The 23,124-nt window shown below is 63.4% G+C and carries 23 protein-coding genes; 15 read left to right on the top strand and 8 right to left on the bottom strand.

Features of this window, described 5'->3' with window-relative positions:
- The first annotated feature begins 49 nt into the window (after nucleotides 1-49).
- The 3 genes from IB267_RS28505 to xylB all read left to right on the top strand — a co-directional run bounded on the left by IB267_RS28505 (nucleotide 50) and on the right by xylB (nucleotide 3,852).
- The gene (locus IB267_RS28505) at nucleotides 50-1,165 is read left to right on the top strand and encodes a metallophosphoesterase (protein WP_192450819.1); all 1,116 of its coding nucleotides are present in this window, start codon (nucleotides 50-52) and stop codon (nucleotides 1,163-1,165) included.
- Nucleotides 1,166-1,309: 144 nt separating this feature from the next.
- Nucleotides 1,310-2,347, top strand: a complete 1,038-nt coding sequence (locus IB267_RS28500; RefSeq protein WP_192450818.1) for a LacI family DNA-binding transcriptional regulator — start codon at nucleotides 1,310-1,312, stop codon at nucleotides 2,345-2,347.
- Nucleotides 2,348-2,397: 50 nt separating this feature from the next.
- A complete protein-coding gene (xylB, locus tag IB267_RS28495; RefSeq protein WP_192450817.1) occupies nucleotides 2,398-3,852 on the top strand; it encodes a xylulokinase in 1,455 nt (484 codons plus the stop codon).
- 35 nt (nucleotides 3,853-3,887) lie between these two features.
- On the opposite strand, the gene IB267_RS28490 is transcribed toward xylB, so the two are convergent.
- Complete coding sequence (locus tag IB267_RS28490) at nucleotides 3,888-4,250, bottom strand: nuclear transport factor 2 family protein (protein ID WP_192450816.1); 363 nt, start codon at nucleotides 4,248-4,250, stop codon at nucleotides 3,888-3,890.
- 142 nt (nucleotides 4,251-4,392) lie between these two features.
- Here IB267_RS28490 and xylA point away from each other — a divergent pair, with 142 nt between their 5' ends.
- The 4 genes from xylA (at nucleotide 4,393) to IB267_RS28470 (ending at nucleotide 10,075) form a co-directional block, all read left to right on the top strand.
- The gene (gene xylA / locus IB267_RS28485; protein ID WP_192450815.1) at nucleotides 4,393-5,703 is read left to right on the top strand and encodes a xylose isomerase; all 1,311 of its coding nucleotides are present in this window, start codon (nucleotides 4,393-4,395) and stop codon (nucleotides 5,701-5,703) included.
- 327 nt (nucleotides 5,704-6,030) lie between these two features.
- Nucleotides 6,031-7,083 carry a sugar phosphate isomerase/epimerase gene (locus tag IB267_RS28480; RefSeq protein WP_192450814.1) on the top strand — a complete coding sequence of 351 codons (1,053 nt, stop codon included), beginning with the start codon at nucleotides 6,031-6,033 and terminating at the stop codon, nucleotides 7,081-7,083.
- A 296-nt stretch (nucleotides 7,084-7,379) separates the two neighbouring features.
- Nucleotides 7,380-8,561, top strand: coding sequence for a Gfo/Idh/MocA family protein (locus IB267_RS28475; protein ID WP_043618457.1), 1,182 nt, complete (start codon nucleotides 7,380-7,382; stop codon nucleotides 8,559-8,561).
- 146 nt (nucleotides 8,562-8,707) lie between these two features.
- A complete protein-coding gene (locus IB267_RS28470) occupies nucleotides 8,708-10,075 on the top strand; it encodes a GH1 family beta-glucosidase (RefSeq protein WP_192450813.1) in 1,368 nt (455 codons plus the stop codon).
- Nucleotides 10,076-10,126: 51 nt separating this feature from the next.
- Here the strand turns inward: IB267_RS28470 and IB267_RS28465 are convergent, their stop codons facing one another.
- The gene (locus tag IB267_RS28465) at nucleotides 10,127-10,999 is read right to left on the bottom strand and encodes an NAD(P)-dependent oxidoreductase (protein WP_192450812.1); all 873 of its coding nucleotides are present in this window, start codon (nucleotides 10,997-10,999) and stop codon (nucleotides 10,127-10,129) included.
- 414 nt (nucleotides 11,000-11,413) lie between these two features.
- Between IB267_RS28465 and IB267_RS28460 the strand changes: the two genes are divergently transcribed.
- From IB267_RS28460 to IB267_RS28445, 4 genes are all read left to right on the top strand, one after another.
- Nucleotides 11,414-12,496 carry a methionine ABC transporter ATP-binding protein gene (locus tag IB267_RS28460; protein ID WP_192450811.1) on the top strand — a complete coding sequence of 361 codons (1,083 nt, stop codon included), beginning with the start codon at nucleotides 11,414-11,416 and terminating at the stop codon, nucleotides 12,494-12,496.
- Nucleotides 12,486-13,151 (top strand): methionine ABC transporter permease, encoded by a 666-nt coding sequence (locus IB267_RS28455; protein ID WP_192450810.1) that lies wholly within the window; start codon nucleotides 12,486-12,488, stop codon nucleotides 13,149-13,151. The genes IB267_RS28460 and IB267_RS28455 overlap by 11 nt, the downstream gene beginning before the upstream one ends.
- Nucleotides 13,152-13,189: 38 nt before the next feature.
- On the top strand, nucleotides 13,190-13,966 hold the full coding sequence (locus tag IB267_RS28450; protein WP_192450809.1) for a MetQ/NlpA family ABC transporter substrate-binding protein: 777 nt from the start codon (nucleotides 13,190-13,192) through the stop codon (nucleotides 13,964-13,966).
- 110 nt (nucleotides 13,967-14,076) lie between these two features.
- A complete protein-coding gene (locus tag IB267_RS28445; protein ID WP_246810875.1) occupies nucleotides 14,077-14,484 on the top strand; it encodes a GFA family protein in 408 nt (135 codons plus the stop codon).
- 258 nt (nucleotides 14,485-14,742) lie between these two features.
- On the opposite strand, the gene IB267_RS28440 is transcribed toward IB267_RS28445, so the two are convergent.
- From IB267_RS28440 to IB267_RS28430, 3 genes are all read right to left on the bottom strand, one after another.
- Nucleotides 14,743-15,699 carry a rhodanese-related sulfurtransferase gene (locus IB267_RS28440; RefSeq protein WP_192450808.1) on the bottom strand — a complete coding sequence of 319 codons (957 nt, stop codon included), beginning with the start codon at nucleotides 15,697-15,699 and terminating at the stop codon, nucleotides 14,743-14,745.
- Between the two features lie 109 nt (nucleotides 15,700-15,808).
- On the bottom strand, nucleotides 15,809-16,717 hold the full coding sequence (locus IB267_RS28435) for a CHAD domain-containing protein (RefSeq protein WP_060517526.1): 909 nt from the start codon (nucleotides 16,715-16,717) through the stop codon (nucleotides 15,809-15,811).
- Entirely contained in the window at nucleotides 16,714-17,187 is a 474-nt protein-coding gene (locus tag IB267_RS28430) for a CYTH domain-containing protein (protein ID WP_192450807.1), read from the bottom strand. Before IB267_RS28430 ends, IB267_RS28435 begins: the two co-directional genes overlap by 4 nt.
- A gap of 201 nt (nucleotides 17,188-17,388) precedes the next feature.
- On the opposite strand from IB267_RS28430, the gene IB267_RS28425 reads away from it, so the two are divergent.
- From IB267_RS28425 to IB267_RS28410, 4 genes are all read left to right on the top strand, one after another.
- The gene (locus IB267_RS28425; protein WP_192450806.1) at nucleotides 17,389-18,027 is read left to right on the top strand and encodes a 2-dehydro-3-deoxy-phosphogluconate aldolase; all 639 of its coding nucleotides are present in this window, start codon (nucleotides 17,389-17,391) and stop codon (nucleotides 18,025-18,027) included.
- A 192-nt stretch (nucleotides 18,028-18,219) separates the two neighbouring features.
- Nucleotides 18,220-18,933, top strand: coding sequence for a tellurite resistance TerB family protein (locus IB267_RS28420; RefSeq protein ID WP_192450805.1), 714 nt, complete (start codon nucleotides 18,220-18,222; stop codon nucleotides 18,931-18,933).
- Between the two features lie 121 nt (nucleotides 18,934-19,054).
- Nucleotides 19,055-19,750, top strand: a complete 696-nt coding sequence (locus tag IB267_RS28415; protein ID WP_192450804.1) for a GNAT family N-acetyltransferase — start codon at nucleotides 19,055-19,057, stop codon at nucleotides 19,748-19,750.
- Between the two features lie 42 nt (nucleotides 19,751-19,792).
- Nucleotides 19,793-19,999, top strand: coding sequence for a hypothetical protein (locus IB267_RS28410; RefSeq protein WP_034786975.1), 207 nt, complete (start codon nucleotides 19,793-19,795; stop codon nucleotides 19,997-19,999).
- 22 nt (nucleotides 20,000-20,021) lie between these two features.
- Here the strand turns inward: IB267_RS28410 and IB267_RS28405 are convergent, their stop codons facing one another.
- The 3 genes from IB267_RS28405 to IB267_RS28395 form a co-directional block, all read right to left on the bottom strand.
- Nucleotides 20,022-21,065 (bottom strand): nickel/cobalt transporter, encoded by a 1,044-nt coding sequence (locus IB267_RS28405; RefSeq protein WP_192450803.1) that lies wholly within the window; start codon nucleotides 21,063-21,065, stop codon nucleotides 20,022-20,024.
- Nucleotides 21,059-21,703, bottom strand: a complete 645-nt coding sequence (locus IB267_RS28400) for a DUF1007 family protein (protein ID WP_192450802.1) — start codon at nucleotides 21,701-21,703, stop codon at nucleotides 21,059-21,061. Before IB267_RS28400 ends, IB267_RS28405 begins: the two co-directional genes overlap by 7 nt.
- A gap of 101 nt (nucleotides 21,704-21,804) precedes the next feature.
- On the bottom strand, nucleotides 21,805-22,698 hold the full coding sequence (locus tag IB267_RS28395) for a LysR family transcriptional regulator (protein ID WP_192450801.1): 894 nt from the start codon (nucleotides 22,696-22,698) through the stop codon (nucleotides 21,805-21,807).
- Between the last annotated feature and the right edge of the window lie 426 nt (nucleotides 22,699-23,124).

Here is a 23,124-nt window from a genome sequence, read left to right as displayed (position 1 = left end):
CGAAGCCGTGCGGCACACTCCTCTCCACGGATAGCGGAGGGGTGGAAGCATGCGCAGATCGGCTCTGGCGTCTTTTTCACGACGGTCTTTCCTGACCGGCCTTGCCGGTCTCGGGGCGGCGCTTGCGGCCTCCCGGAGTCGTGCTGCCGTCCCGGCCATCGACGCGACGTTCCTGTTTTCCAACGACATCCATGCCTGCCTCGTTTCGATCGAAGGGCTTGCTCCCAACTGCGCGGCCGAAGGCAAGACGGACGCCAGCCTGCTGCGCCATGTGGCAGCGCTAAACGCCGTGCACGCCATGCGCTGGCCGGAAACGGTCGCCGGCAAGCCGAGCGGGCTTGCAAGCGCCGGGCGGGAGATCGGCAAGCCGCTCGGCCTGGTGCTTGGCGGTGACCTCACCGATGACGGCGGCGGCCAGGTGCGTCAGCCGCGCGAGGGGCGGCAGCTGCAGCAGTTCTCCAGCCGCTACCAGGAAGGGGCAGGGCCGGACCACGTCCATATGCCCGTCTATGTCGGCCTCGGCAACCACGACCTCGACCAGGACGGGCCGCCGCCGCATGTCGACTGGTATCGCCGCGAACTGCGCGACTATGTCGAACTCAACCACCGCCAGTCGGTTTTCTACAAGCCGCCTGTGCCGGTCACCAATTACGATCCGCTTTCAGATTGCTACTCCTGGGACTGGGGCGGGCTGCATCTGGTGCAATTGCAGCGCTTCGGTGGCGACGAAACCAAGGGCGCCGTCAATGCGCTGCCCTGGTTGAAACAGGATCTTGCGAACTATGCCGGCGATGGCCGGCCGGTGATCCTCTTCCAGCACTATGGCTGGGACGCGTTTTCGACCGAGGTGTGGGATGCCAAGGCGAAAACCTTCGACGACGATGGCGACGGCGCTGCGCATTGGTGGAGCGTGCCTCAGCGCCAGGCGCTGCTCGATACCGTCAAGGGCAGCAACGTCATCGGCCTGTTCCACGGCCACCAGCACGAAACGGCGATGATCTACCGCCAGGGCGGGCTCGATCTCATCAAACCGAAGGCGGCTTACATAGGCGGCTTTGCCCTCGTGCGCGTTACCGATGGTTTCATGGACGTGGCGCTGGCGGAGGCCGGACAGAGCCATGGCGAGGTCGTCTTTACCGCTGCCTTCAGCAAGCACCTTTCGTAGGTCAAAAAACTAGCTTAATCAAATCGTTAAGGCGTCGGATCCGTCTTCTCCGGACAGCGGCGCGGCGCTCCGTTTTTTACGTCTTGCGGATTTTTGATTTACGTACATCAGAAATTCCTCTAAAGGCAGAACCCGGAGGAAAACATGCGCCCGACAGTTCACGATATCGCTGCCAGAGCCGGGGTCAGCCTCGCGACCGTCGACCGGGTTTTGAACAACCGCCCGGGCGTGCGCAGCGTCACCCGCGACAAGGTCGAGCGCGCCATCGAAACGCTCGGCTATGTGCGCGATGTGGCGGCCGCCAACCTCGCCAAGAGCCGGATCTATCCGCTGGTCTTCATCCTGCCGGAGGGCGACAACACCTTCATGCGCGGCCTTGCGGCCGAGGTGCAGGCGGCAAAGGTCCGCTCCGCCGTCGAGCGCACGGCGATCACGGTCTTGTCCGTGCCGGCGTTCGACCCGGCAGCATTGGCTGAAGCACTTCATGAAGCGCGGGCGCTTGACCCGGCCGGCGTTGCGGTCGTCGCGATCGATGCGCCCGAAGTCGTCAGCGCGGTGGACGCGCTGCGTGAGGACGGCATCGCCGTCGTGACGCTGGTGTCCGACCTGCCGGGGTCTTCGCGCGATCACTTTGCCGGTGTCGACAACGTTGCTGCCGGCCGGACCGCCGGCACCCTGATGGGGCGTTTCCTCGGTGGCCGAAGCGGCCCGGTCGCGATCGTTGCCGGCTCGATGCTGGTGCGCGACCATCGCGACCGTCTCGAAGGTTTTGGCGCGGCCATGGCGGAGAGCGCGCCCGGGCGCCAGCTTCTACCCGTCGTCGAAGGACATGACGATCCGGCCGAGGTCGATCGCCTCGTCTCCAGCCTGCTCGCCGATCACCCGGAGCTTGCCGGCATCTACAGTCTCGGCGCCGGCAACCGCGGCCTGATCGCGGCATTGGAAAAGGCGGGTCGGGAGAAGGCCGTTTGCGCCATTGCCCATGAACTGACGCCGCATAGCCGTGCGGCACTTCTTTCCGGCACGCTCGACGCGCTCCTCAATCAGGACGCCGGCCATGAGGTGCGCAGCGCCATCCGGGTGCTGAAGGCCCGTGCTGACGGGCTTGCGGTGATCGGCGCGCAGGAGCGCATCCGCATCGAGATTTTCCTGAAGGACAATCTGCCGGTCGATCCGGCGTAGTGCTTTGAATTTTCGCAGTTCCTTCGAGGAACTGCTCAATGGAGGCAAGCATGTATCTCGGACTGGATCTCGGCACCTCGGGCGTCAAGGCAATGTTGATCGACGGCGACCAGCGCATCGTCGGTTCGGCCTCCGGCGCGCTCGACGTTTCGCGGCCGCATCCCGGTTGGTCGGAACAGGACCCGGCCGATTGGGTGCGCGCCACCGAAGAGGCGATTGCCGGGCTGAAGGCGGCGCATCCCGAGGAGCTTGCGGCCGTCAGAGGCATCGGGCTCTCGGGCCAGATGCACGGCGCGACGCTGCTCGACGCCGACGACCGCGTGCTTCGGCCCTGCATCCTCTGGAACGACACCCGCAGCTTCCGCGAGGCGGCAGCGCTCGATGCGGACCCGCAGTTCCGCGCCATCACCGGCAACATCGTTTTCCCGGGTTTCACCGCACCGAAGCTTGCCTGGGTGCGGGCCAACGAGCCAGATATCTTCGCCAAGGTGCGCTGGGTGCTGCTGCCGAAGGATTATCTGCGCCTGTGGCTGACCGGCGAGCACATGTCGGAAATGTCCGACAGCGCCGGCACCGCCTGGCTCGACACCGGCAAGAGGCAATGGTCGGGAAGCCTGCTTGCCGCTACCGGCATGGACGAAAAGCAAATGCCGAGCCTGGTCGAGGGGACCGATGCGGCCGGGAAGCTGCGTTCGGAACTCGCCGCCCGCTGGGGGATTTCCGGTGACGTCGTGGTTGCCGGCGGCGCCGGCGACAATGCGGCCTCGGCCTGCGGCATGGGCACGGTCGGCGAGGGCAATGCCTTCGTCTCGCTCGGAACCTCGGGCGTGCTCTTTGCGGCCAATGCCAGCTATCTGCCCAACCCGGAAAGCGCCGTGCATGCCTTCTGCCATGCGCTGCCGAATACTTGGCACCAGATGGGCGTGATCCTGTCGGCGACCGATGCGCTGAACTGGTACTCCGGCATCGCCGGCCGCAGTGCTGCCGACCTGAGCGCCGAGCTCGGCGACACCATCAAGGCACCCTCGGGCGTCACCTTCCTGCCCTATCTCTCGGGCGAGCGCACGCCGCACAACGACGCGGCGATCCGCGGCGCCTTCGTCGGGCTCGGTCATGAAAGCAGCCGGGTGGTGCTGACCCAGGCGGTGATGGAAGGCGTGTCCTTCGCCATTCGCGACAGCCTCGAAGCCCTTCGCGCCGCCGGCACGACGCTCACGCGGGTGACCGCGATCGGTGGCGGTTCGCGCTCGCGCTACTGGCTGAAATCGATCGCGACGGCGCTCAACGTGCCGGTCGATCTGCCGGCCGACGGCGATTTCGGTGCTGCCTTCGGGGCGGCCCGCCTCGGCCTCATTGCCGCGACCGGCGCCGATCCGGTCGCCACCTGCTACGCGCCGCGCACAGCCGAGACCATCGCGCCGGAGGCGTCGCTGGTTTCGGCCTATGAGGAGAGCTATCAGCGCTACCGCCGCCTCTATCCGGCGATCAAGGGCGCCGCGTCGTGATACGGCTCCCTATCTCTCGATCCGCTGCCACGTGTTCAGCGGGCCGGAACCTTGTCGAGGAAACCGGTGACCGTCTTCAGGCGGCCCTCTTCGATCTGGCAGACATCGGTGCCTTCGATGACAGAGGGAATGTCGTCCGGACCGAGCGCCCAGGAAAAGCGGATCGTGTCGGCATAACCGTCGGCGTCACCCTTCAGCGTGAAGCGGAAGCCGGGAAATTGCGCCTGCACACCGGCAATGAGCGCATCGATGCCAGCATGACTGTCGCCCTGCATGATCGGATCACGGTAGGCGACGTCGGCGGCGAACGTCTTCTCGATCAGGGCCGCGCGCTCAGCAGCGTCGGTGGCGTTCCAGGCGGTCATGTAGGCTCTAGCGATGGCGTTGAAGTCGTGCATCGAAGTGTTCCTTCCGTTTGGCGTTTCGATGCTTCCGATATCGCCGGTCGAGGGAATGAAACCAATTACCTTCCACGTAATGGCCGCGCCTATCGCAATGGCGATGCCGGCCGACACCACTCTTGAAAGAGGAGCAAGACCCGTGAGCACTGGCTTTTTCGGCGATATCGCCAAGATCAAATATGAAGGACCTGAAAGCACCAACCCGCTCGCCTTTCGCCATTACAACAAGGACGAGGTCGTGCTCGGCAAGCGCATGGAAGATCACCTGCGCTTCGCGGTTGCCTACTGGCACACCTTCGTCTGGCCGGGCGGCGACCCCTTCGGCGGACAGACCTTCGAACGTCCCTGGTTCAAGGACGACATGGCTGCGGCCAAGCTGAAGGCCGATGTCGCCTTCGAATTCTTCGACCTGCTCGGCGTCCCGTTCTATTGCTTCCACGATGCCGACGTGCGTCCGGAAGGCAAAAGCTTCGTCGAGAACACGAAGAACCTCAACGAGATCGTCGACTACTTCGAAAAGAAGCAGGCCGAGTCCGGCGTCAACCTGCTCTGGGGCACGGCGAACCTCTTCTCCAACCGGCGCTACATGTCGGGTGCGGCTACCAATCCGGATCCGGATGTCTTCGCGTTCGCAGCCGCGACGGTGAAAACCTGCCTTGACGCCACCAAGCGCCTCGGCGGCCAGAACTACGTGCTCTGGGGCGGTCGTGAAGGCTACGAGACGCTGCTCAACACCGACATGAAGCGCGAACTCGACCAGCTTGGGCGCTTCGTCAATCTCGTCGTCGAGTACAAGCACAAGATCGGCTTCAAGGGTGCGATCCTGATCGAGCCGAAGCCGCAGGAGCCGACCAAGCACCAGTACGACTACGACGTCGCGACGGTCTACGGCTTTCTGAAGAACTACGGTCTCGAAAACGAGGTGAAGGTCAATATCGAGCAGGGCCATGCGATCCTTGCCGGCCACTCCTTCGAGCACGAACTGGCGCTTGCCAACGCGCTCGGCATCTTCGGTTCTATCGACATGAACCGGAACGACTATCAGTCCGGCTGGGATACCGACCAGTTCCCCAACAACGTGCCGGAAATGGCGCTCGCCTATTACCAGGTTCTAGCCGGCGGCGGCTTTGCGACCGGCGGTACGAACTTCGACGCCAAGCTGCGCCGTCAGTCGATCGATCCCGAGGACCTCTTGATCGGCCATATCGGCGGCATGGATTGCTGCGCCCGCGGCCTGAAGGCAGCGGCAAAGATGATCGAGGACAAGGCGCTCTCCGCACCGCTCGAAAGCCGCTATGCCGGCTGGCAGGTGCCGGAAGCCAAGAAGATGCTCGACGGCGGCTTCTCGCTGGAAGAGATCGAGGCCTGGGTGCTGAAGTCGGATCTCAACCCGCAGCCGAAGTCGGGCAAGCAGGAACTGCTCGAAAACGTCGTCAACCGCTACGTCTGAGCAGAGAATGGGTATCGAAAGGGCGCCATGATGGCGCCCTTTTCTTCGTCGACGCGCACGGGCGGCGATGATTGATGTCGCGGATTTCTGCCTTAAGCACCGGCGGCGGCGTGCCTAGTGCCGTTCGAAATGAAATCGATTACAAAACTTTTCGGAATCCGGTCGTGCGCTGTTGCCCCTCGCTGAAAATCTGCTAGCTTCGGCGCCTGCAACGTTTCAGATCCGGCAGTTCTGCGAGAAAACGAAGGCGTACAATCGCCTTTCATTGCCGACTGTCAGGATAGGGCCAACACCAATTTCGGCCGTTCCATCGGGAGGAAAATCAGCATGAAGACCATCAAGGGGCCAGGGCTCTTTCTTGCGCAATTCGCAGGCGATGCGGCGCCGTTCAATTCCTGGGATGCGATCACCAAATGGGCGGCTGATTGCGGCTACAAGGGCGTGCAGGTGCCGAGCTGGGACGCGCGGCTGATCGATCTGAAAAAGGCAGCGACCTCGAAAGCCTATTGCGACGAGTTTGCCGGTACGGCCCGCGACAACGGCGTCGAGGTAACCGAGCTTTCGACCCATCTGCAGGGCCAGCTCGTCGCCGTGCATCCGGCCTATGACGAAGCCTTCGAGGGCTTTGCAGCACCCGAGGTGCGCGGCAACCCGAAAGCACGCCAGGCCTGGGCGGTGGAGCAAGTGAAGCTGGCGCTGACGGCTTCGAAGAACCTCGGGCTGAACGCTATGGCCAGTTTCTCCGGCGCGCTTGCCTGGCCCTTCGTCTATCCTTGGCCGCAGCGGCCGGCCGGCCTCGTCGAGACGGCCTTCGACGAACTGGCCAAGCGCTGGAAGCCGATCCTCGACCACGCCGAGGATTGCGGCGTCGACGTCTGCTACGAGATCCATCCGGGGGAAGACCTGCACGACGGCATCACCTACGAGATGTTCTTGGAGCGCACCGGCAACCATGCCCGCGCCTGCATGCTCTATGACCCCTCGCACTACGTGCTGCAGTGCCTCGATTATCTCGACAATATCGACATCTACAAGGACCGCATCCGGATGTTTCACGTCAAGGATGCGGAGTTCAACCCGACCGGGCGCCAGGGCGTCTATGGCGGCTACCAGGGCTGGGTCAACCGCGCCGGCCGTTTCCGTTCGCTCGGCGATGGCCAGGTGGATTTCGGTGCCGTGTTCTCGAAGATGGCCGCCAACGATTTCGCCGGCTGGGCGGTGGTCGAGTGGGAATGCGCGCTGAAGCATCCGGAGGATGGTGCCCGCGAAGGTGCTGATTTCGTCAAGCACCACATCATCCGCGTGACCGAGAAGGCGTTCGACGACTTTGCCGGTGCCGGTACGGACGAGGCGGCCAACCGGCGCATGCTGGGGATCTAAGCGTTTACCCCTTGTAGGATCTTGACCGTCTGCCCCTCACCCTAACCCACTCCCCGCAGGCGGGGAGAGGGGACGCGGATTGCGGCGAGGCCCTCACTTGTCAAATGCCTTTGTGCGGTGAGGGTGACGTTGGACCACGGGCAGTGAGAAGCGTTGAGATCGGGCGAGAGAGTGCGGCATATCCCTTCTCCCCGCGAGCGGGGAGAAGGTGCCGGAAGGCGGATAAGGGGCAGCCTCACGGTGCGGGTATCTGCGAAACGAACAAACGACACGGAACGGAAACAGGGGAGAAGACCATGGCAATCGAAGGAACGAGCGAGAAGCGCGAGCGTCGCATCCGGCTCGGCATGGTGGGCGGCGGCTCCGGCGCCTTCATCGGCGCGGTGCACCGTATCGCAGCCCGGCTCGACGACCACTACGAACTGGTGGCTGGCGCGCTGTCGTCGACGCCGGAAAAGGCGGAAAGCTCGGGCCGCGAGCTTGGGCTCGATCCGTCGCGCGTCTATTCCGACTTCAAGCAGATGGCGATCCGTGAGGCGAAGCTGAAGGATGGCATCGAGGCGGTGGCGATCGTCACGCCGAACCACGTGCATTATGCCGCGGCCAAGGAATTCCTGAAGCGCGGCATTCACGTGATCTGCGACAAGCCGCTGACCTCGACGCTTGGCGATGCCAAGAAGCTGAAAAAGGCGGCGGACGAGAGCGACGCGCTGTTCGTGCTGACGCACAATTACACCGGCTATCCGATGGTTCGCCAGGCGCGCGAGATGGTCGCCAATGGCGAGATCGGTGCGGTGCGGTTGGTGCAGATGGAGTATCCGCAGGACTGGCTGACGGAAAACATCGAACAGTCCGGCCAGAAGCAGGCGGCCTGGCGCACGGATCCGGCGCGTTCGGGCGCCGGCGGGTCGACCGGTGATATCGGCACGCACGCCTATAATCTCGGTGCCTTCGTCTCGGGTCTCGAACTCGAAGAGCTCGCTGCCGATCTCGACAGTTTCGTTGGCGGCCGCCAGCTCGATGACAATGCCCATGTGATGATGCGCTTCAAGGCGAAGGACGGCGAGCGCGCCAAGGGCCTGCTCTGGTGCAGCCAGGTGGCGCCCGGCCACGAGAACGGTCTGATGGTGCGCGTCTACGGCACCAAGGGCGGGCTCGAATGGACGCAGAAGGACCCGAACTATCTCTGGTACACGCCGTTCGGCGAGCCGAAGCGCCTGCTCACGCGCGCGGGTGCCGGTGCGGGGGCTGCAGCCAACCGCGTCAGCCGCATTCCGTCGGGCCATCCGGAAGGTTATCTCGAAGGCTTCGCCAACATCTACACGGAGGCGGCGCGCGCCATCTTTGCCAAGCGCAAGGGCGAGAAGATCGATCCGGCCGTCACCTATCCGACCATCGACGACGGCATGAAGGGCATGGTCTTCGTCGATGCCTGCGTCCAGTCATCCAAACGAAATGGGGCGTGGGTAAAGGTATAGCCACAGGCCAAAACCTGCGGAAGGGCGGGGCTTTCCCGCCCTTTTTCGCGAGTTGACATTTGCCGGCATCGTTTTAGGTCGGCCCTCTACAAACCGAAAGACAAGGTCCCGCTGACAGCGGGGTCGGAACGAGACGAGACAAAGAGATGACCGATCCCAAGATCCTGGCTGAGCGCTTTCCGGGCGATTTCGTATTCGGGGTGGCGACCGCCTCCTTCCAGATCGAAGGCGCCACCAAGGCCGACGGGCGCAAGCCGTCGATCTGGGATGCTTTTTCCAACATGCCGGGCCGTGTCTTCGGGCGTCACAACGGCGATGTCGCCTGCGACCACTACAACCGGCTGGAAGAAGATCTGGACCTGATCAAGAGCCTCGGCGTTGACGCATACCGTTTCTCGATCGCCTGGCCGCGCATCATTCCTGAGGGTACCGGTCCGATCAACGAAAAGGGTCTCGATTTCTACGACCGTCTCGTCGACGGCCTCAAGGCCCGCAACATCAAGGCCTTCGCCACACTTTACCATTGGGACCTGCCGCTGGCGCTGATGGGCGATGGCGGCTGGACGGCACGCACGACGGCCTATGCCTTCCAGCGCTACGCCAAGACGGTGATCGCCCGGCTCGGCGACCGGCTCGATGCGGTCGCGACCTTCAACGAGCCCTGGTGCTCGGTGTGGCTCAGCCATCTCTACGGCATCCATGCGCCGGGCGAGCGCAACATGGATGCAGCCCTGCATGCGCTGCACTTCACCAATCTGGCGCACGGACTCGGCGTCGACGGCATCCGCTCCGAGCGGCCGAACTTGCCGACGGGCATCGTCATCAACGCGCATTCGGTCTATCCGGGCAGCGACAGCGCGGCCGACAAGAAAGCCGCCGACCGCGCCTTCGACTTCCACAACGGCGTCTTCTTCGGCCCGATCTTTGGGGGGGCGTACCCCGAGAGTTTCATGAGTGCGCTCGGGCACCGCATGCCAGCGATCGAAGACGGTGACATGGAGACGATCTCGCGGCCGCTCGACTGGTGGGGGCTTAACTACTACACGCCGATGCGGGTGAGCGACGATCCGGCCAAGGACGCAGAATACCCGGCAACCATCAATGCCAAGCCGGTGAGCGAGACAAAGACGGATATCGGTTGGGAGGTTTACGCTCCGGCGCTCGGCAGCCTGGTCAAGACGCTGAACGCAAAATACGAGCTGCCGGACTGCTACATCACCGAGAACGGTGCCTGCTACAACATGGGCGTCGATAACGGCATCGTCGACGACCAGCCGCGACTCGACTACATCGCCGACCATCTGTCGGTGACGGCGGATCTGATCGCCGAGGGGTATCCGATGCGCGGATATTTCGCCTGGAGCCTGATGGACAATTTCGAATGGGCCGAGGGCTACAAGATGCGTTTCGGCATCGTGCATGTCGACTACGACACCCAGGTCCGCACCATCAAGAAGAGCGGTCAGTGGTACCAGGCGCTGGCCGAACAGTTTCCGAAGGGCAACCACGTCTGACGCTTAAGCGGGCGGCTCACCCGCCCGTGATGCTTCCGTGGTCCGGTCACTTCATCGCCGGACCGGCAGGACTTCCAGGCTCTGTCGGTCGAGTTGGGCCAGCACTTCCTTGAAGCCGTAACGCGGCTTCCAGTCGAGCTTTTCGATCGCAGCACTCGGGTCGTAGACCCTGTCGATGGTGGCGGGCAGCGACCAGTCGCGATCGGCAAAAGCTTGGCTCAGTTTTGGCGCGCGTTCACGCAAGAGCCCCGCCGCGTCCTCCGCCAGCCGGCGGCAATCCGTTGGAAGGAAGGGCGTTTCGCCCGAGATGATGTAGCGTTGAAAAGCCGGGCCGCCATTGTCGAGTGCTGCCACATGCGCGGCAGCCACGTCGCGCGCATCGATGCCGCGGTGCAGGCGGTAGCTTGCGATACGATCGGCGGCCTCCGGGAAACAGCGCGACATGCGCAGCACGCGCACATGCAAAGCTCGATCGGCGGCGTTTTCGAGCAGGGCTTCGGCCGCAAGCTTGGTGTGGTGGTAGATGGTGTGCGGCTTCGGCGGCGTTTCCTCGGTGATCCAGGCGCAACCGCCTTCCGTGACCGCGTGGCCGTAGAGTGCCGTCGTGCTGGTAAAGACGATGCGGCCGACACCGGCGGCCTGGGCTGCGGCGATCACCAGATGGGTGCCCATCACGTTGACGCGCTCGAATTCCTGATCGGCAACCGCATCCACATGCGGCGCGTGCAGGGCCGCCGTATGGATCACGGCGTCCGCCCCTTCCATCGCGCGCTCCAGCAGTTCGCCATCGACGAGATCGCCGACGATGGCCGTGGTGCCGAAGGGCGCGCGATCGATGCCGATGACGTCATGGTCGGCGGCGGCGAGCGCGTTGTAGATCGCTCTGCCGATGCGGCCGGAACTTCCGGTCAAGACGATGCGCATTTCTCACCTCGTAATCCTGTTCCTGCCCGTTAGCATGAAATGCGGTCGGGCACAGTCCGCCCGAACAAGGATATCCAAGATGGCGATTTGCGGGATGACGGTGCCCTGCCACGCAAAAGAGCATGGTTTTGCCGCTGTTTGCCATAATCAGGAAAATCATGCCTGTGAAAGGGCGCGGCAATTCTCCATAAGAGCCGTAGATTATGTCGCGTGCGGGCCATGCGGCGCCAAAGTTGAACTGACTGGTTGCTTGATGTTAGAGAAGTGCTCCCTGTTCCGAATGCGTTGTCGAATGTCGGCCTGACCAGACGCGCGTTCCATCCCGGCCAGGCCCGGGATCATGAGTTTTGAACATCCGAGAGCACTTATGTACCCGCACATTCCGACTGCGCCTCATTCGGGGATTTCCGAACGATGAGCGTTTCCGCCCAAAACACCGCGCCATCGGCTGACGCGGCCGTCGTCTTCGACGGCGTTTCCAAGCATTTCCCCGCTTCCGGCACCAGCGGCGCCTTCACCGCGCTCGACAAGGTCTCGTTGACCGTCGATCGTGGCTCGATCACCGGCATCATCGGCCGCTCCGGCGCTGGCAAGTCGACGCTGATCCGGCTCGTCAACGGGCTCGAAAAGCCGACGGGTGGCAAGGTGCTGGTCGACGGCGTCGATGTCGGCGGGCTCGACGAGGCGGCGCTGCGGAGCCTTCGCCGCTCCGTCGGCATGATCTTCCAGCACTTCAACCTGCTGTCCTCGCGCACCGTGTTCGGAAACGTCGCGCTGCCGCTCGAAATATCCGGCATGGACAAGCGCGCGATCGAACAGCGCGTTCGGCCGCTGCTCGATCTCGTCGGTCTCGCCGACAAGCACGGGCGCTATCCGGCCGAACTTTCAGGCGGCCAGAAACAGCGCATCGGCATCGCCCGGGCGCTTGCGACCGAGCCGAAGCTCCTGCTCTCCGACGAGGCGACCTCGGCGCTCGATCCGGAGACGACCCAGTCGATCCTGGAGCTTTTGAAGCGCATCAATGCCGATCTCGGCCTGACGGTGCTGCTCATCACCCACGAGATGGAAGTGGTGAAGGCGGTAACTTCGGATGTTGCCGTCATCGATCACGGCCGCATCGTCGAGCGTGGCCACACCTTCGATGTCTTCACCCATCCGAAGCACGAGACGACGCGGGCGCTGCTTTCGGGCCTGCCGGGCTCGAAGCTTCCAGACGCGGTCGCCCGCGCGCTGAAGCCTGCACCGGCGGCCGGCGATCGCGCCGTCGTGCGGCTCACCTTCTTCGGGGCTGCGGCCGAAAAGCCGCTGATCTCGCAGCTGATCAAGTCGGTCGGCGCCGAGGTCAACATCATCGCCGGCACGATCGACGAGATCGGCGGCGCGCCCTATGGCTCGCTGGTCGTCGCCTATGGCGCGGATGCCGAGACGTCCGGCCGCGCCGAGCGCTTCTTTACCGAAAACGGTCTGGTCACGGAGGTGCTCGGTTATGTCGCCTGATATTCTCCTGCGCATCGGCGGCGCCACCGTCGACACGATCTACATGGTCGCCATCGCCGGCCTGATCGGCTCGTTGATCGGTGGGCCGATTGGCATCTTCCTTGCCACCAGCGGCAAGGGCGAGCTCTTCCCGGCGCCGACGCTCAACCGCATCGTCGGGCTGATCGTCAACGCCACGCGCTCGACGCCATTCATCATCCTGGTCGTCGCCATCATTCCCTTCACCCGGCTTCTGACCGGCACCTCGATCGGCACGAAGGCTGCGATCGTGCCGCTGACGATCGCCACCATCCCCTTCGTCGCGCGTCTGGTCGAGGCGGCGATCCGTGAAATCGACAAGGGGCTGATCGAGGCGGCGCGTGCCATGGGGGCGACCCCGATGCAGATCGTCTTCAAGGTGCTGCTTGCCGAAGCGCGGCCGGCGCTGACCCTGGCGCTCACCATGACCGCCGTCAGCCTCATCGGCTATTCGGCCATGGTCGGCGCCGTCGGCGGCGGCGGGCTTGGCGACCTCGGCATCCGCTACGGCTACCAGCGTTTCATGCCCGACGTGATGCTCGTCGTCGTCATCGTGCTGATCGTGCTGGTGCAGCTCGTCCAGAGCGCCGGCGATGGCCTCGCGCGACGCTTCGACAAGAAGAACCGCAAGACCTGATTTCCTCCCAAGGCTTAAACGTGAACAAGGAGACCACCATGAAGAAGCTTATCATCGCGGCAGCGATTGCCGCTCTTTCCGCCGGCGCGGCATTCGCCGAGACCATCAAGGTCGGCGTCACGCCGGGCGAACACGCCCAGATCATGGAGAAGGTGAAGGAAGTCGCAGCTCCCAAGGGCCTCGACATCGAGATCCTCGAATTCTCCGACTACGTCGTTCCGAACCAGGCTCTGGCTGACGGCGACCTCAACGCCAACTCGTTCCAGCACCAGCCCTATCTCGACAACCAGATCGCCGATCGCGGCTTCGACATCGTCAGCGTCGGCACCACCATCACCACCCCGATGGGCGTCTATTCGCAGAAGGTGAAGAGCCTCGACGAGATCAAGGACGGCGCCACGATCGCGATCCCGAACGACCCGACCAATGGCGGCCGCGCGCTGCTCGTTCTCGCGTCCAAGGGCCTGATCAAGCTCAAGGAAGAAGCTGGCCTCAAGGTCACGCCGGCCGACATCACCGAAAACCCGAAGAACATCACGTTTGCCGAGCTCGACGCCGCCCAGCTGCCGCGCTCGCTGCAGGACGTCGACGCGGCCGTGATCAACACCAACTACGCGATGGAAGCCGGCCTGCATCCGAAGAAGGACGCAATTGCGATTGAAGGCGAAAAGTCGCCCTACGCCAACGTCATTGCCGTGCGCAAGGCCGACAAGGATGCGCCGTGGGTGAAGATGCTGGTCGAATCCTACCACGACGAAAAGGTGCGTGCCTTCATCAACGACACCTTCAAGGGCGCGCTGATCCCGAGCTGGTAAGCATCTCGCCTAAGCGAACCATCGACCGCGCGCCGCACCCCGGCGCGCGGTTTTTCTTTGACCGCATGACTTGCATGGCTATCCTCCTGGCACTTCGAGGAGGACGAACCATGAGTGTCATGAAGGGCGGATGTCTCTGCGGTGCGATCCGGTATGAGCTGAAGGCTCAGCCTCTCTTTTCCGGCTTCTGCCATTGTCGCGACTGCCAGCGTACGACCGGGACCGGCCATTGCTGCTATATGATCTTCGACCGCGCCGATGTGACGATGTCGGGTACAGGCCGCGGCTACGAGACGCGCGCCGAAAACGGCAATCCCTCGATCCGCCATTTTTGCGAGACCTGCGGCAGCCAGGTATACGGCTCAGGTCCGCCGGATGATCCGCGTGTGTCGATCTATGCCGGCACGCTCGACGACCCCTCGGTGTTTCGCCCGACCGACGCGATTTTTACCCGTAGCCGCCATGAATGGGACCGCAGCGCGTTGGCGCTTGAGGAATGCGAAGCGTTGCCGGGTTGACTGCGTTCGCGAGTGAAACCGCCCCTCACCCTCTCCCCGCAAGCGGGGCGAGGGGACCTGCCACGCTTGGGCGCCGCGGACCGGAGCTCTCGGTACCCGCGGAACCGCCTGCAAGTCGCAGGCGCAAGGTGGGGTTCGTTTTGTGGGCTGGAGCGATGCCGCAAGTCCCTTCGCCCCGCTTGCGGGGAGAAGGTGCCGGCAGGCGGATGAGGTGCGCTTCCCTCTCGCGCCAGCGAAGGGTGGACGCCCAAGCGGATATCAGCTGCCGAGGTGGCGTTCGCCACGCTTCCTGGCCAGCTCGATCTGCTTCTGGCGCTGGCGGTAGCGTTCGCGGTCCTCGTCGGTGCGGACCTCGTGGCAATGAATGCAGGCGACGCCGTCCTCGTGGTGTGGTGAAGCCAGGTCCGCCTTGGTCAACGGCTGGCGGCAGGCGTGGCAGAGCGTGTGCTCGCCTTCCTCTAGGCCATGGGTGACGGAGACGCGGTCGTCGAAGACGAAGCAGGCGCCTTCCCACAGGCTTTCTTCCTGCGGCACTTCCTCGAGATATTTCAGGATGCCGCCCTTGAGGTGGTACACCTCGTCGAAGCCCTGTTCCTTCATGAAGGCGGTCGCCTTCTCGCAGCGGATGCCGCCGGTGCAGTACATGGCGATCTTCGGCTTGTTGTGCAGGCCGGTGTGGTTGCGCACCCAGTCCGGAAACTCGCGGAAGGTCTTGGTCTGCGGATCGACCGCACCCTTGAAGATGCCGATCGCGGTTTCGTAGTCGTTGCGCGTGTCGATGACGATCGTCTCGGGGTCGGAGATCAGCGCGTTCCAATCCTTTGGATCGACATAGGTGCCGACGATCTTGTTGGGGTCGATGTTCTCGACGCCCATGGTGACGATTTCCTTTTTCAGCCGCACCTTCATGCGCAGGAACGGCATGGAGGATGCGCGGCTTTCCTTGTGCTCCAGTGCGCCGAATTCGGGCTGCGCGCGCAGGAAGGAGAGCACCGCGGCGATGCCGGCATCCGTGCCGGCGATCGTGCCGTTGATGCCTTCATGCGCCAGAAGCAGCGTTCCCTTGACGCCGTTTTCGTCGCAGACGGCCTGCAGCGGTTCGCGAAAGTCGGCGAAACGCGGGAAGCGTGCGAAATGATAGAGCGCGGCCACCAGAAACTGGCCATGCGTCTCACCATGGGTCTGGGCGAGCGGGGTCGTGGAAATGTCGGTCATGGCCGGTGCAAATACAGCTTTCGCGCCGCAAGCGCAATCGCGGCGGGGCCCAGGGGCACTCTGTCGCGGCGCGGACAGTCGGTCCGCCCGCCGAAATTTCGCCGAAACATCAGCGCGCGGCGTCGAGCCAGAGCAACCGGATCGTTCGGCTTTCGTCGTCCGGTTCCTCCTGGAAGACCTCGGCGGCGAGATCAAGAGCGTGCTTGCGCAAGCTTCCCTGTCGGTCGATGACGGCCGCGATGAGGTGGGCCTGATCCTGACTGTTACCGGCAAGCCCCGGATCCTCGTTGATCAACTGGGTCATGACCGCGAGATCGTTGAGGTGCCCGAGCGTGTCGACCAGCGCTTTAGCCTCGGTGCGCTTGGCCTGCAGGGCGGAAGGCCAGACCGCGTGCATCAGGCCGAGATGCATGCGGTAGTCCTGCGCCCGCTTTCGCAGCTCGTGGAACGCCGGGGCTTCCGAAGTCTCGCTGCATGCCTGCCTGGCGCGCTTGGCCCGCCTCAGAGTGCGCCGCCATCCCTTCGTCAGCCGGTCTGCGGTCTTGCGGCGTCGATCGTCGAATGTCACTTGGCTGAGGGCCTGCAGTGCCTGCTCGCAGCGCACGATGGTGGCTGCCACGCGGTCCTCGATATCGGTCGCGCTTGCGGTGATGCGGTCCCGGCGGGTCGTCAGCCGCTCGCAGACATGGTCGAGCGCCCGTTCTTCCTCCTCGTTGCACGCGGCTGCCTTGAGGTAATGGGCGTTCTCGACCAGTGCGGCCGCGTCCCGAACGGTTGAGAGGTTGCGGGCCATGTCGCGGATGCGCGCATTTTCATGCTTCTGAAAAAGCGGCACGTCCGCTGCGACGAGACGGTACAGCGAGCGCAGGCGTTTGAAATTCTTGCGGGCGTCATGGATCGCCTCGTGCACCCCGTCAGGCCGATCCTCGAGCGTCATCACCGCCTGTGTGAGCTGTTCGGCGGCGATCGTGCGGAAGTCTTCAGAAAAAGGCCGTCCAGGTTCGAAGGCGTAAGTCATGGTTGCGGTTCCGTCAGTCCTTCGGTGGCGAGGGACTGGTTGGAGTAGCGGCGATCGCCGGTAATCTCCTGCCCGACCCAATCGGGCAGCGCCGGCATGTCGGTCTCGCGCTTCATTTCCACTTCCGCAACGACGAGGCCCTTGAGCGCGCCTTCGTAGACGTCCACTTCCCAGGTAAAGCCCTTGTGCGGCACGCGGTAGCGACGTTTCTCGATGACGATCCCGACCGCCTGGGTCAGCATCTCGCGGGCATCCTCCATCGGCAGGTCGTATTCGTATTCGTTCCTGACGAGCGCCGACTTGCCGATCTTGATGGTGAGGCGCGCCCATTTGTCGCCGTGGATGCGCACGCGCAGCGAGCGGTCGTCCATGGTCACGACATAGGCCTGCCTGAGGTCAATGCCCTTGTCCGCACGCTCTCGCCACCCATCGGAAGCGACCAGAAACTTGCGCTCTATTTCCTTCGCCATGGAAAATCCGCCATTTCGAGGGCCCGCGGCCTTCAACCTATCGCTTTCACGCAAAGGCTCAAGTCATCTCTTTGTCGCAAGTTGCATATTACCGTTGCCTTACATGCGAAAGCCGCGCTCCCGCCGCCTTGGGTCTCGACAACCGGTGGCCGGGGGAGTATGCGGAGGGCATATTCAATCGTTTTAAAAAGGACGATCGGCATGAGCGCGAAATCCGACAGGCTTCTTTCCATCCTCAAATTGCAGCCGGTCGTGCCGGTTCTCGTCATCGATGACGTCGCCACTGCTGTGCCCCTGGCGCGCGCCCTGGTTGCCGGCGGTTTGAAGGCGATCGAAATCACGCTGCGCACGCCGGCAGCGCTCGAAGCGATCAGCGCCGTTGCCAACGAAGTGGAAGGTGCCGTTGCCGGCGCCGGCACGATCCTCAACGCCGCCCAGTTCGAAGCCGCGGTCGAAGCCGGCTCGAAGTTCATCGTCAGCCCCGGCACGACGCAGGAACTGATCGATGTGGCCAACGACCACGAGGTGCCGCTTTTGCCGGGTGCGGCGACGGCGAGCGAAGTCATGGGCCTGCGTGAAGAAGGCTACGACGTCATGAAGTTCTTCCCGGCCGAGCAGGCCGGCGGCGCCGCCTACCTCAAGTCGCTGTCCTCGCCGCTTGCCGGCACGCTCTTCTGCCCGACGGGCGGCATTTCCCTTGCCAATGCGCGCGACTATCTGACGCTGCCCAACGTCGTTTGTGTCGGCGGCTCCTGGGTTGCGCCGAAGGAACTGGTTGCCAAGGGCGACTGGGCCGGCATCACCAAGCTTGCGGCAGAAGCCTTTGCCCTCAAGGGCTGAGCAACAAAAGGCACGATCCGATTTCGAAAGCCGGGCGAGAGCCCGGCTTTTTTGTTGGAGGCGCATCTCTCGCGCGAATTTGTATTTCCGCTGCAACGTTCCTATGTCTCACTCCATTCGACGGCGCGATCGCGGGCGGCGCGCCATCCCATTTGTCTTCACACGCCCGGAACCGACAAGGAGCGAAACCCGATGTTCGACGCGAAGAAATTGCTGGATCAGTTTCTGGGATCGCAAGTGCCCGGTGCCGGCGGCACGGTGCGCGATCGCGCGACCCAGGCGACGCAGCTTGCCAAGGACAATCCGCTGGCGAGCGGCGCCATCGCCGCTGTTCTGCTCGGCACCAAGTCGGGTCGCCAGCTGGCCGGCAACGCCGCCGTGCTCGGCGGCCTCGCGGCGATCGCCGGCCTCGGTTACCAGGCCTACAAGAATTATCAGGCCGGCAACACGCCCGGCGGCGCAACGGTCGCCAAGGGCGACCCGGAACTTCTGCCGCCGCCGGCCGATTCCGGTTTTGCCTCCGCGCCGGAAGCCGTCAGCCATGATTTTGCGCTGACGCTGGTGCGCGCGATGATCGCCGCTTCGCGCGCCGATGGGCATATCGACGATGCCGAGCGCCAGCACATCATGGACAAGCTGTCGGTATCGGGCCTCTCGGCCGATGCCACCAGCTTCCTCGAGGGCGAGCTTGCCAACCCGGTCGATATCGACGCGATTGTCGGCGCGGCAAAGACCGAAGAGGAGCGCGTGGAGGTCTACACCGCGTCGCGCCTGACGATCGAGCCGGAAACCCGTGCGGAGCGCGGCTATCTCGACCTGCTCGCCGGCCGCCTCGGTCTTCCCGATGCGCTGGTCGATCACATCGAGGCGACGGTTTCGGCCGCCAAGGTGCCGGCCACCGCGTAGGGGATCGGTTCGGCCGGCACGGTTTCATCACCGGTTCGAACAGGGGTCATCACCAGTTTGAATTTGTGTCGGCCGCCACTCTGGCCTATGCCGAAGGGCAGGGATGAAGGAGGAGCGGCCGATGCAGGACCTGAAGAACTGGAAAGGGTGCCCGGCGCCGAAGGGCGTCGCGCTCGAAGGGCGTTTCGTCAAGCTTGAGCCCTATGAGCGCGACCGGCATCTGCAGGATCTCTGGGACGGCCTCGGCGGCATGGCGATCAATCCGCTGCTGAAGTATTTCGCGCAGCCGGACTTCGCCGGGATCGAAGACTTCGACGCCTGGCTGACGGCGGCTCAGCAGAAGTCCAGCTGGGTCACCGAAGTGTTCCGCGACCAGGCAACCGGCATTGTCGTCGGCATGGCCAACTACATGCGCCCCGATCCTGCCAATGGCGTCGTCGAGGTCGGCTCCGTGGCGCACGGCGCGGCAATGGCGCGTTCGCCGCTTTCGACCGAAGTCCACTACCTGATGGCAAAGCACGTCTTTGAGGATCTGGGCTACCGCCGCTACGAATGGAAGTGCAACAGCGAGAACATGGCCAGCCGTCAGACTGCGGCACGCCTCGGTTTCACCTTCGAAGGCATTTTCCGGCAGCACATGATTTCCAAGGGCGGCAACCGCGACACGGCCTGGTTTTCGATGATCGATAGCGAATGGCCGCTGCTCAATGCCGCATTCGAAACCTGGCTTGCAGCTGATAATTTCGATGAAGACGGTCGCCAGAAGCGGCGGCTTGAAGATATACGCTCGGACCTGGAGCGGCAGGCGTCCAAATAGGCGCCGGCTGCTCAGGCCGCGGCAGACAACAGCAGGGAAGTCATGCAGAACAAGGAAAAGTCACCGGCGATCGCCGCTGCGATCATTCTCGTCGTCGCCGGCCTCGGCTTCTTCGTGTTGCCGTCCATCATGCTCAAGCTCGGGGATATCTCGCCCTGGCTTGCCGCCGCCTTCGGCGTGATCTTCGTTCTCGGCTTCTTCCTGCTCTTCTGGCTCCGCGCGCGCTACCAGCGCAAGCGCGGACTGTGACGGCCTGATCAGGCCGTCTGTGTCAGCTCTGTAGCGCCGCGCCGAGCAGCGCCAATCCCAGCAACAGAACAAGGACAGCGCCGGCGATCTCGATACCGTTCGAGATCCGGGCAGCCGCCGCGCCGTTTGCCGCATAACGGAGCGCAAAGCCCTTGGCGGTAACGGCCATGGTGGCGAGAATCGAGACGGTGATCGCCGTGCCGATCGACATGGCGAAGACCGAAAGCACGCCGCCGAGGTAAAGCCCGTTCAGGAGTGCGAAGGACAGCACGATCAGCGCGCCGGAGCAGGGACGCAGGCCGACGGCGATGACCGCCGACCAGGCTTCGCGCAGCGCAAAACGATCGCCCTTCAGCATCGACGGATCGGGGGCGTGTGCATGGCCGCAGCTCGCGCAGACCTCGCCCGGACCATGGCTGTGCCCGTGGTGTTCATGATGGTGGCTGTGATGATGATCGTGATGGTGATCGTGCGCGAGATGGACCTGCCCGCCGCCGGCCACGGAAGCCACCGCAACCGGGCGCAGCATCGACCGCAGCTTGCGCACGAGCAGCCAGCCGCCAAAGGCAGCGATCAGTGCGTAGCTCGCAATCTCCAGCCAGCGCGTCGCGCTGGTCATGCTGATCGATGAGCCGCGCAGGATGAGGTAGACGGCGCCGATCAAAAGGATCGCGACCACGCCCTGCAGGATCGAGGAGAGGAAGGAGAGCAGCACGCCGCGCTTCAGCTCCGTCTCGTTGGCGATCATGTAGGAGGAGATCACCGCCTTGCCATGGCCGGGGCCAGCGGCATGCAGCACGCCATAGGTGAAGGACAGGCCGACCAGCGACCAGAGCTGCCAGGGGTTCTCACGCATCCCCTTCAGCGCGTTGGTCATCAGCCGATAGAAGCCCTGCTGCTCCATGTTGATCCAGGCGAAGAAACCGCCGAGAAAACCGGTCGTCTTGAACGCCGGCTCGGCCGTGCCGATGCCGAGGGGCGACTGGGCCGCGGCGATCGTTGCGGAGAGCGCCGTGACGATGAGCGCTGCCGTGACCAGGCGTCCAATCCCGCGGGTATTCAGCATGAGATCTCGATCCTGGTTGCAAAGAGCTTCGACATGTCGGTGCCCGTCGGATCGCTCCAGAAGGCATCGGTCAAGGTGTCCTTGTTCTCGGCGAGAACTTCGTCGGGATCAGGGCGGACGACCTTGTGCTCACAGGCATTGATCTTGTCGCCGACGACCGTCAGGTCATCGTCGTTCGCGAAGTCCATCGCGGTATACATCGTTGGATCGTAGACGCCGAAGGAGAGCTTGCCCTTGAGCGGCATCGGCTCGGCCGGCTTGACCGCGAACATCATCAGCAGTTGCCCGTCCTTGTAGTCGACGGTGATGTGGTCCGGTTTGTTGACCTTGATGGTTTTGCCGTTGTCGAGGATCGTCGTGTAGTAATTGTACTCGGACAGGGACTCCATCACCGTCTGGCCGACTTCCGCCAGCTCGTCCGGATCGAGTGTCGCGTTCGAGTTCTTGTCGAAATCGAGCACGACGCTGGAGGAGAACAGTTCGTCGAAGCGCCAGACGTTGCGGAGTTCGCTGATCTCGTCCTTGTCGTCGGAGACCACCTCGAGGCGCGCTTCCGCAAAGATATGCGGGTGAGCAAAGGCCAGCGACGGGGCAGCCAAGGTGGCAAGGCCGGCCATGACGAGGCATTTGGTTCTCATGTGGCGGCAATCCTTTCGGCTGGAGCGATCGCTCCGCGATTCGTTTCCGGGAATGTACCGGAAATGGGACAGAATTGGGACTTTGAGGCTTAGGTGCCCGATCACCGCGGCTTGCGGAACCAGGCGTGCAGGAAGTCGACGAGGGTCCTGACCTTGGTCGGGAGGTAGCGGCGATGCGGATAGATCGCGTAAATGCCGCGGTCGCGGGGCAGGAAATCGTCGAACAGCGTTACGAGTTCGCCGGTGGCGACTTTCGGGCGGGCGATGAAATCCGGAATGATCGATACGCCGAGGCCGGAGACGGTGGCCCTGAGGGCGGCAAGCGGGCTGTTGACCTCGATCGGGCCGCTGACGGGCACGGTAAAGGCAGAACCGTCAGGCTCGACGAAGCGCCAGTTGGAATAGGAGCGGCCGTTCGTATCGAGAATGCAGGGCAGCTTGGAAAGGTCCGTCGGGTGAGCGATCGGGCCAGCCTTTTCCAGGAATTCGGGGGCGGCGCAGATCAGCACCTGGAAATCGTCGAGCTTGCGGGCGATCAGCGTCGAATCTTCGAGCCGGGTGATGCGGATGGCGACGTCGAAGCCTTCCTCTACCAGATCGACGAACCGGTCGTCGGAGATGATTTCGAGCGAGAGTTCGGGATGCTGCTTGCCGAAATCGACCAGCGACTGGCCGATCTCCGCATCGACGAAGGTGCGCGGCGCGGTGATGCGCAGCCGTCCCTTAAGGTCGGAATTGTTGGCGCGCACGAGGTCGGCGAGATTGTCGATCTCCTTCAGGATCTCCGACGCGGTGCGGTAATAGGTGTGGCCGGCCTCGGTCAGCGAGAATTGCCGTGTCGTGCGGTTGAGGAGCAGCGCACCCAGTTCATCCTCAAGCTCGCGCACATATTTGGAAAGCAGCGCCTTCGACTTGCCGACACGCCTTGCGGCGGCCGAGAACCCCTCGGCGTCCACGACATCGATAAAGGCGCGGATACGGGTGAGTGTGTCCATGGCGATCTTTCTTTCGTGTTCTCAATCGTGCTTCGCCGATTCGCCGGCGAAGGCCTCTTTCCGCGTCGATGATGCCGGCGGCAGATTGTCCGTCGCTTGCGTCATCGCGCCGGGTTCTGGCATTGGCGCCGGTTTCTCAAAATAATAGTCTTCTTTCAATGCTTTAGATCGGTGATCGATCCGGCGCTTGTCGTTCAGGATTTGTGAACATCGACAGTTTTGCCCGGTTGGAAAAAAATTCAACCGCGGTTGTGAAAAAACTCTTGATTACGACGGGCTTTTTTCTTACCTACGCCCTTGCCCAAAGTCGCACGTGCCTGTGGGTGTCCGCCGACCCTCGATTAGGTGAGGGTATCGGTAAGGTACCTGGAACTAACCCCTCCAGTCGCTATTCCGGCCAACCGGGAAATGCGAGGACATCTTGAA

Origin of the sequence: Ensifer sp. ENS09 (genome assembly GCF_014852425.1) — a bacterium.
Classification (GTDB): domain Bacteria; phylum Pseudomonadota; class Alphaproteobacteria; order Rhizobiales; family Rhizobiaceae; genus Ensifer.
This window is presented reverse-complemented; position numbering and strand designations above follow the sequence as displayed.

What these genes read in the sequence shown, in the direction of transcription:
- IB267_RS28450 (WP_192450809.1), top strand. Translation starts at nt 13,190, where the DNA reads ATGAAGAAGCTTATCATCGCGGCAGCGATTGCCGCTCTTTCCGCCGGC.
- IB267_RS28470 (WP_192450813.1), top strand. Translation starts at nt 8,708, where the DNA reads ATGACCGATCCCAAGATCCTGGCTGAGCGCTTTCCGGGCGATTTCGTA.
- IB267_RS28405 (WP_192450803.1), bottom strand. Translation starts at nt 21,065, where the DNA reads ATGCTGAATACCCGCGGGATTGGACGCCTGGTCACGGCAGCGCTCATC.
- IB267_RS28480 (WP_192450814.1), top strand. Translation starts at nt 6,031, where the DNA reads ATGAAGACCATCAAGGGGCCAGGGCTCTTTCTTGCGCAATTCGCAGGC.
- IB267_RS28430 (WP_192450807.1), bottom strand. Translation starts at nt 17,187, where the DNA reads ATGGCGAAGGAAATAGAGCGCAAGTTTCTGGTCGCTTCCGATGGGTGG.
- IB267_RS28425 (WP_192450806.1), top strand. Translation starts at nt 17,389, where the DNA reads ATGAGCGCGAAATCCGACAGGCTTCTTTCCATCCTCAAATTGCAGCCG.
- IB267_RS28410 (WP_034786975.1), top strand. Translation starts at nt 19,793, where the DNA reads ATGCAGAACAAGGAAAAGTCACCGGCGATCGCCGCTGCGATCATTCTC.
- IB267_RS28400 (WP_192450802.1), bottom strand. Translation starts at nt 21,703, where the DNA reads ATGAGAACCAAATGCCTCGTCATGGCCGGCCTTGCCACCTTGGCTGCC.
- IB267_RS28435 (WP_060517526.1), bottom strand. Translation starts at nt 16,717, where the DNA reads ATGACTTACGCCTTCGAACCTGGACGGCCTTTTTCTGAAGACTTCCGC.
- IB267_RS28455 (WP_192450810.1), top strand. Translation starts at nt 12,486, where the DNA reads ATGTCGCCTGATATTCTCCTGCGCATCGGCGGCGCCACCGTCGACACG.
- IB267_RS28415 (WP_192450804.1), top strand. Translation starts at nt 19,055, where the DNA reads ATGCAGGACCTGAAGAACTGGAAAGGGTGCCCGGCGCCGAAGGGCGTC.
- IB267_RS28490 (WP_192450816.1), bottom strand. Translation starts at nt 4,250, where the DNA reads ATGCACGACTTCAACGCCATCGCTAGAGCCTACATGACCGCCTGGAAC.
- IB267_RS28460 (WP_192450811.1), top strand. Translation starts at nt 11,414, where the DNA reads ATGAGCGTTTCCGCCCAAAACACCGCGCCATCGGCTGACGCGGCCGTC.
- IB267_RS28475 (WP_043618457.1), top strand. Translation starts at nt 7,380, where the DNA reads ATGGCAATCGAAGGAACGAGCGAGAAGCGCGAGCGTCGCATCCGGCTC.
- IB267_RS28500 (WP_192450818.1), top strand. Translation starts at nt 1,310, where the DNA reads ATGCGCCCGACAGTTCACGATATCGCTGCCAGAGCCGGGGTCAGCCTC.
- IB267_RS28505 (WP_192450819.1), top strand. Translation starts at nt 50, where the DNA reads ATGCGCAGATCGGCTCTGGCGTCTTTTTCACGACGGTCTTTCCTGACC.
- xylB (WP_192450817.1), top strand. Translation starts at nt 2,398, where the DNA reads ATGTATCTCGGACTGGATCTCGGCACCTCGGGCGTCAAGGCAATGTTG.
- IB267_RS28465 (WP_192450812.1), bottom strand. Translation starts at nt 10,999, where the DNA reads ATGCGCATCGTCTTGACCGGAAGTTCCGGCCGCATCGGCAGAGCGATC.
- IB267_RS28395 (WP_192450801.1), bottom strand. Translation starts at nt 22,698, where the DNA reads ATGGACACACTCACCCGTATCCGCGCCTTTATCGATGTCGTGGACGCC.
- IB267_RS28440 (WP_192450808.1), bottom strand. Translation starts at nt 15,699, where the DNA reads ATGACCGACATTTCCACGACCCCGCTCGCCCAGACCCATGGTGAGACG.
- IB267_RS28445 (WP_246810875.1), top strand. Translation starts at nt 14,077, where the DNA reads ATGAGTGTCATGAAGGGCGGATGTCTCTGCGGTGCGATCCGGTATGAG.
- IB267_RS28420 (WP_192450805.1), top strand. Translation starts at nt 18,220, where the DNA reads ATGTTCGACGCGAAGAAATTGCTGGATCAGTTTCTGGGATCGCAAGTG.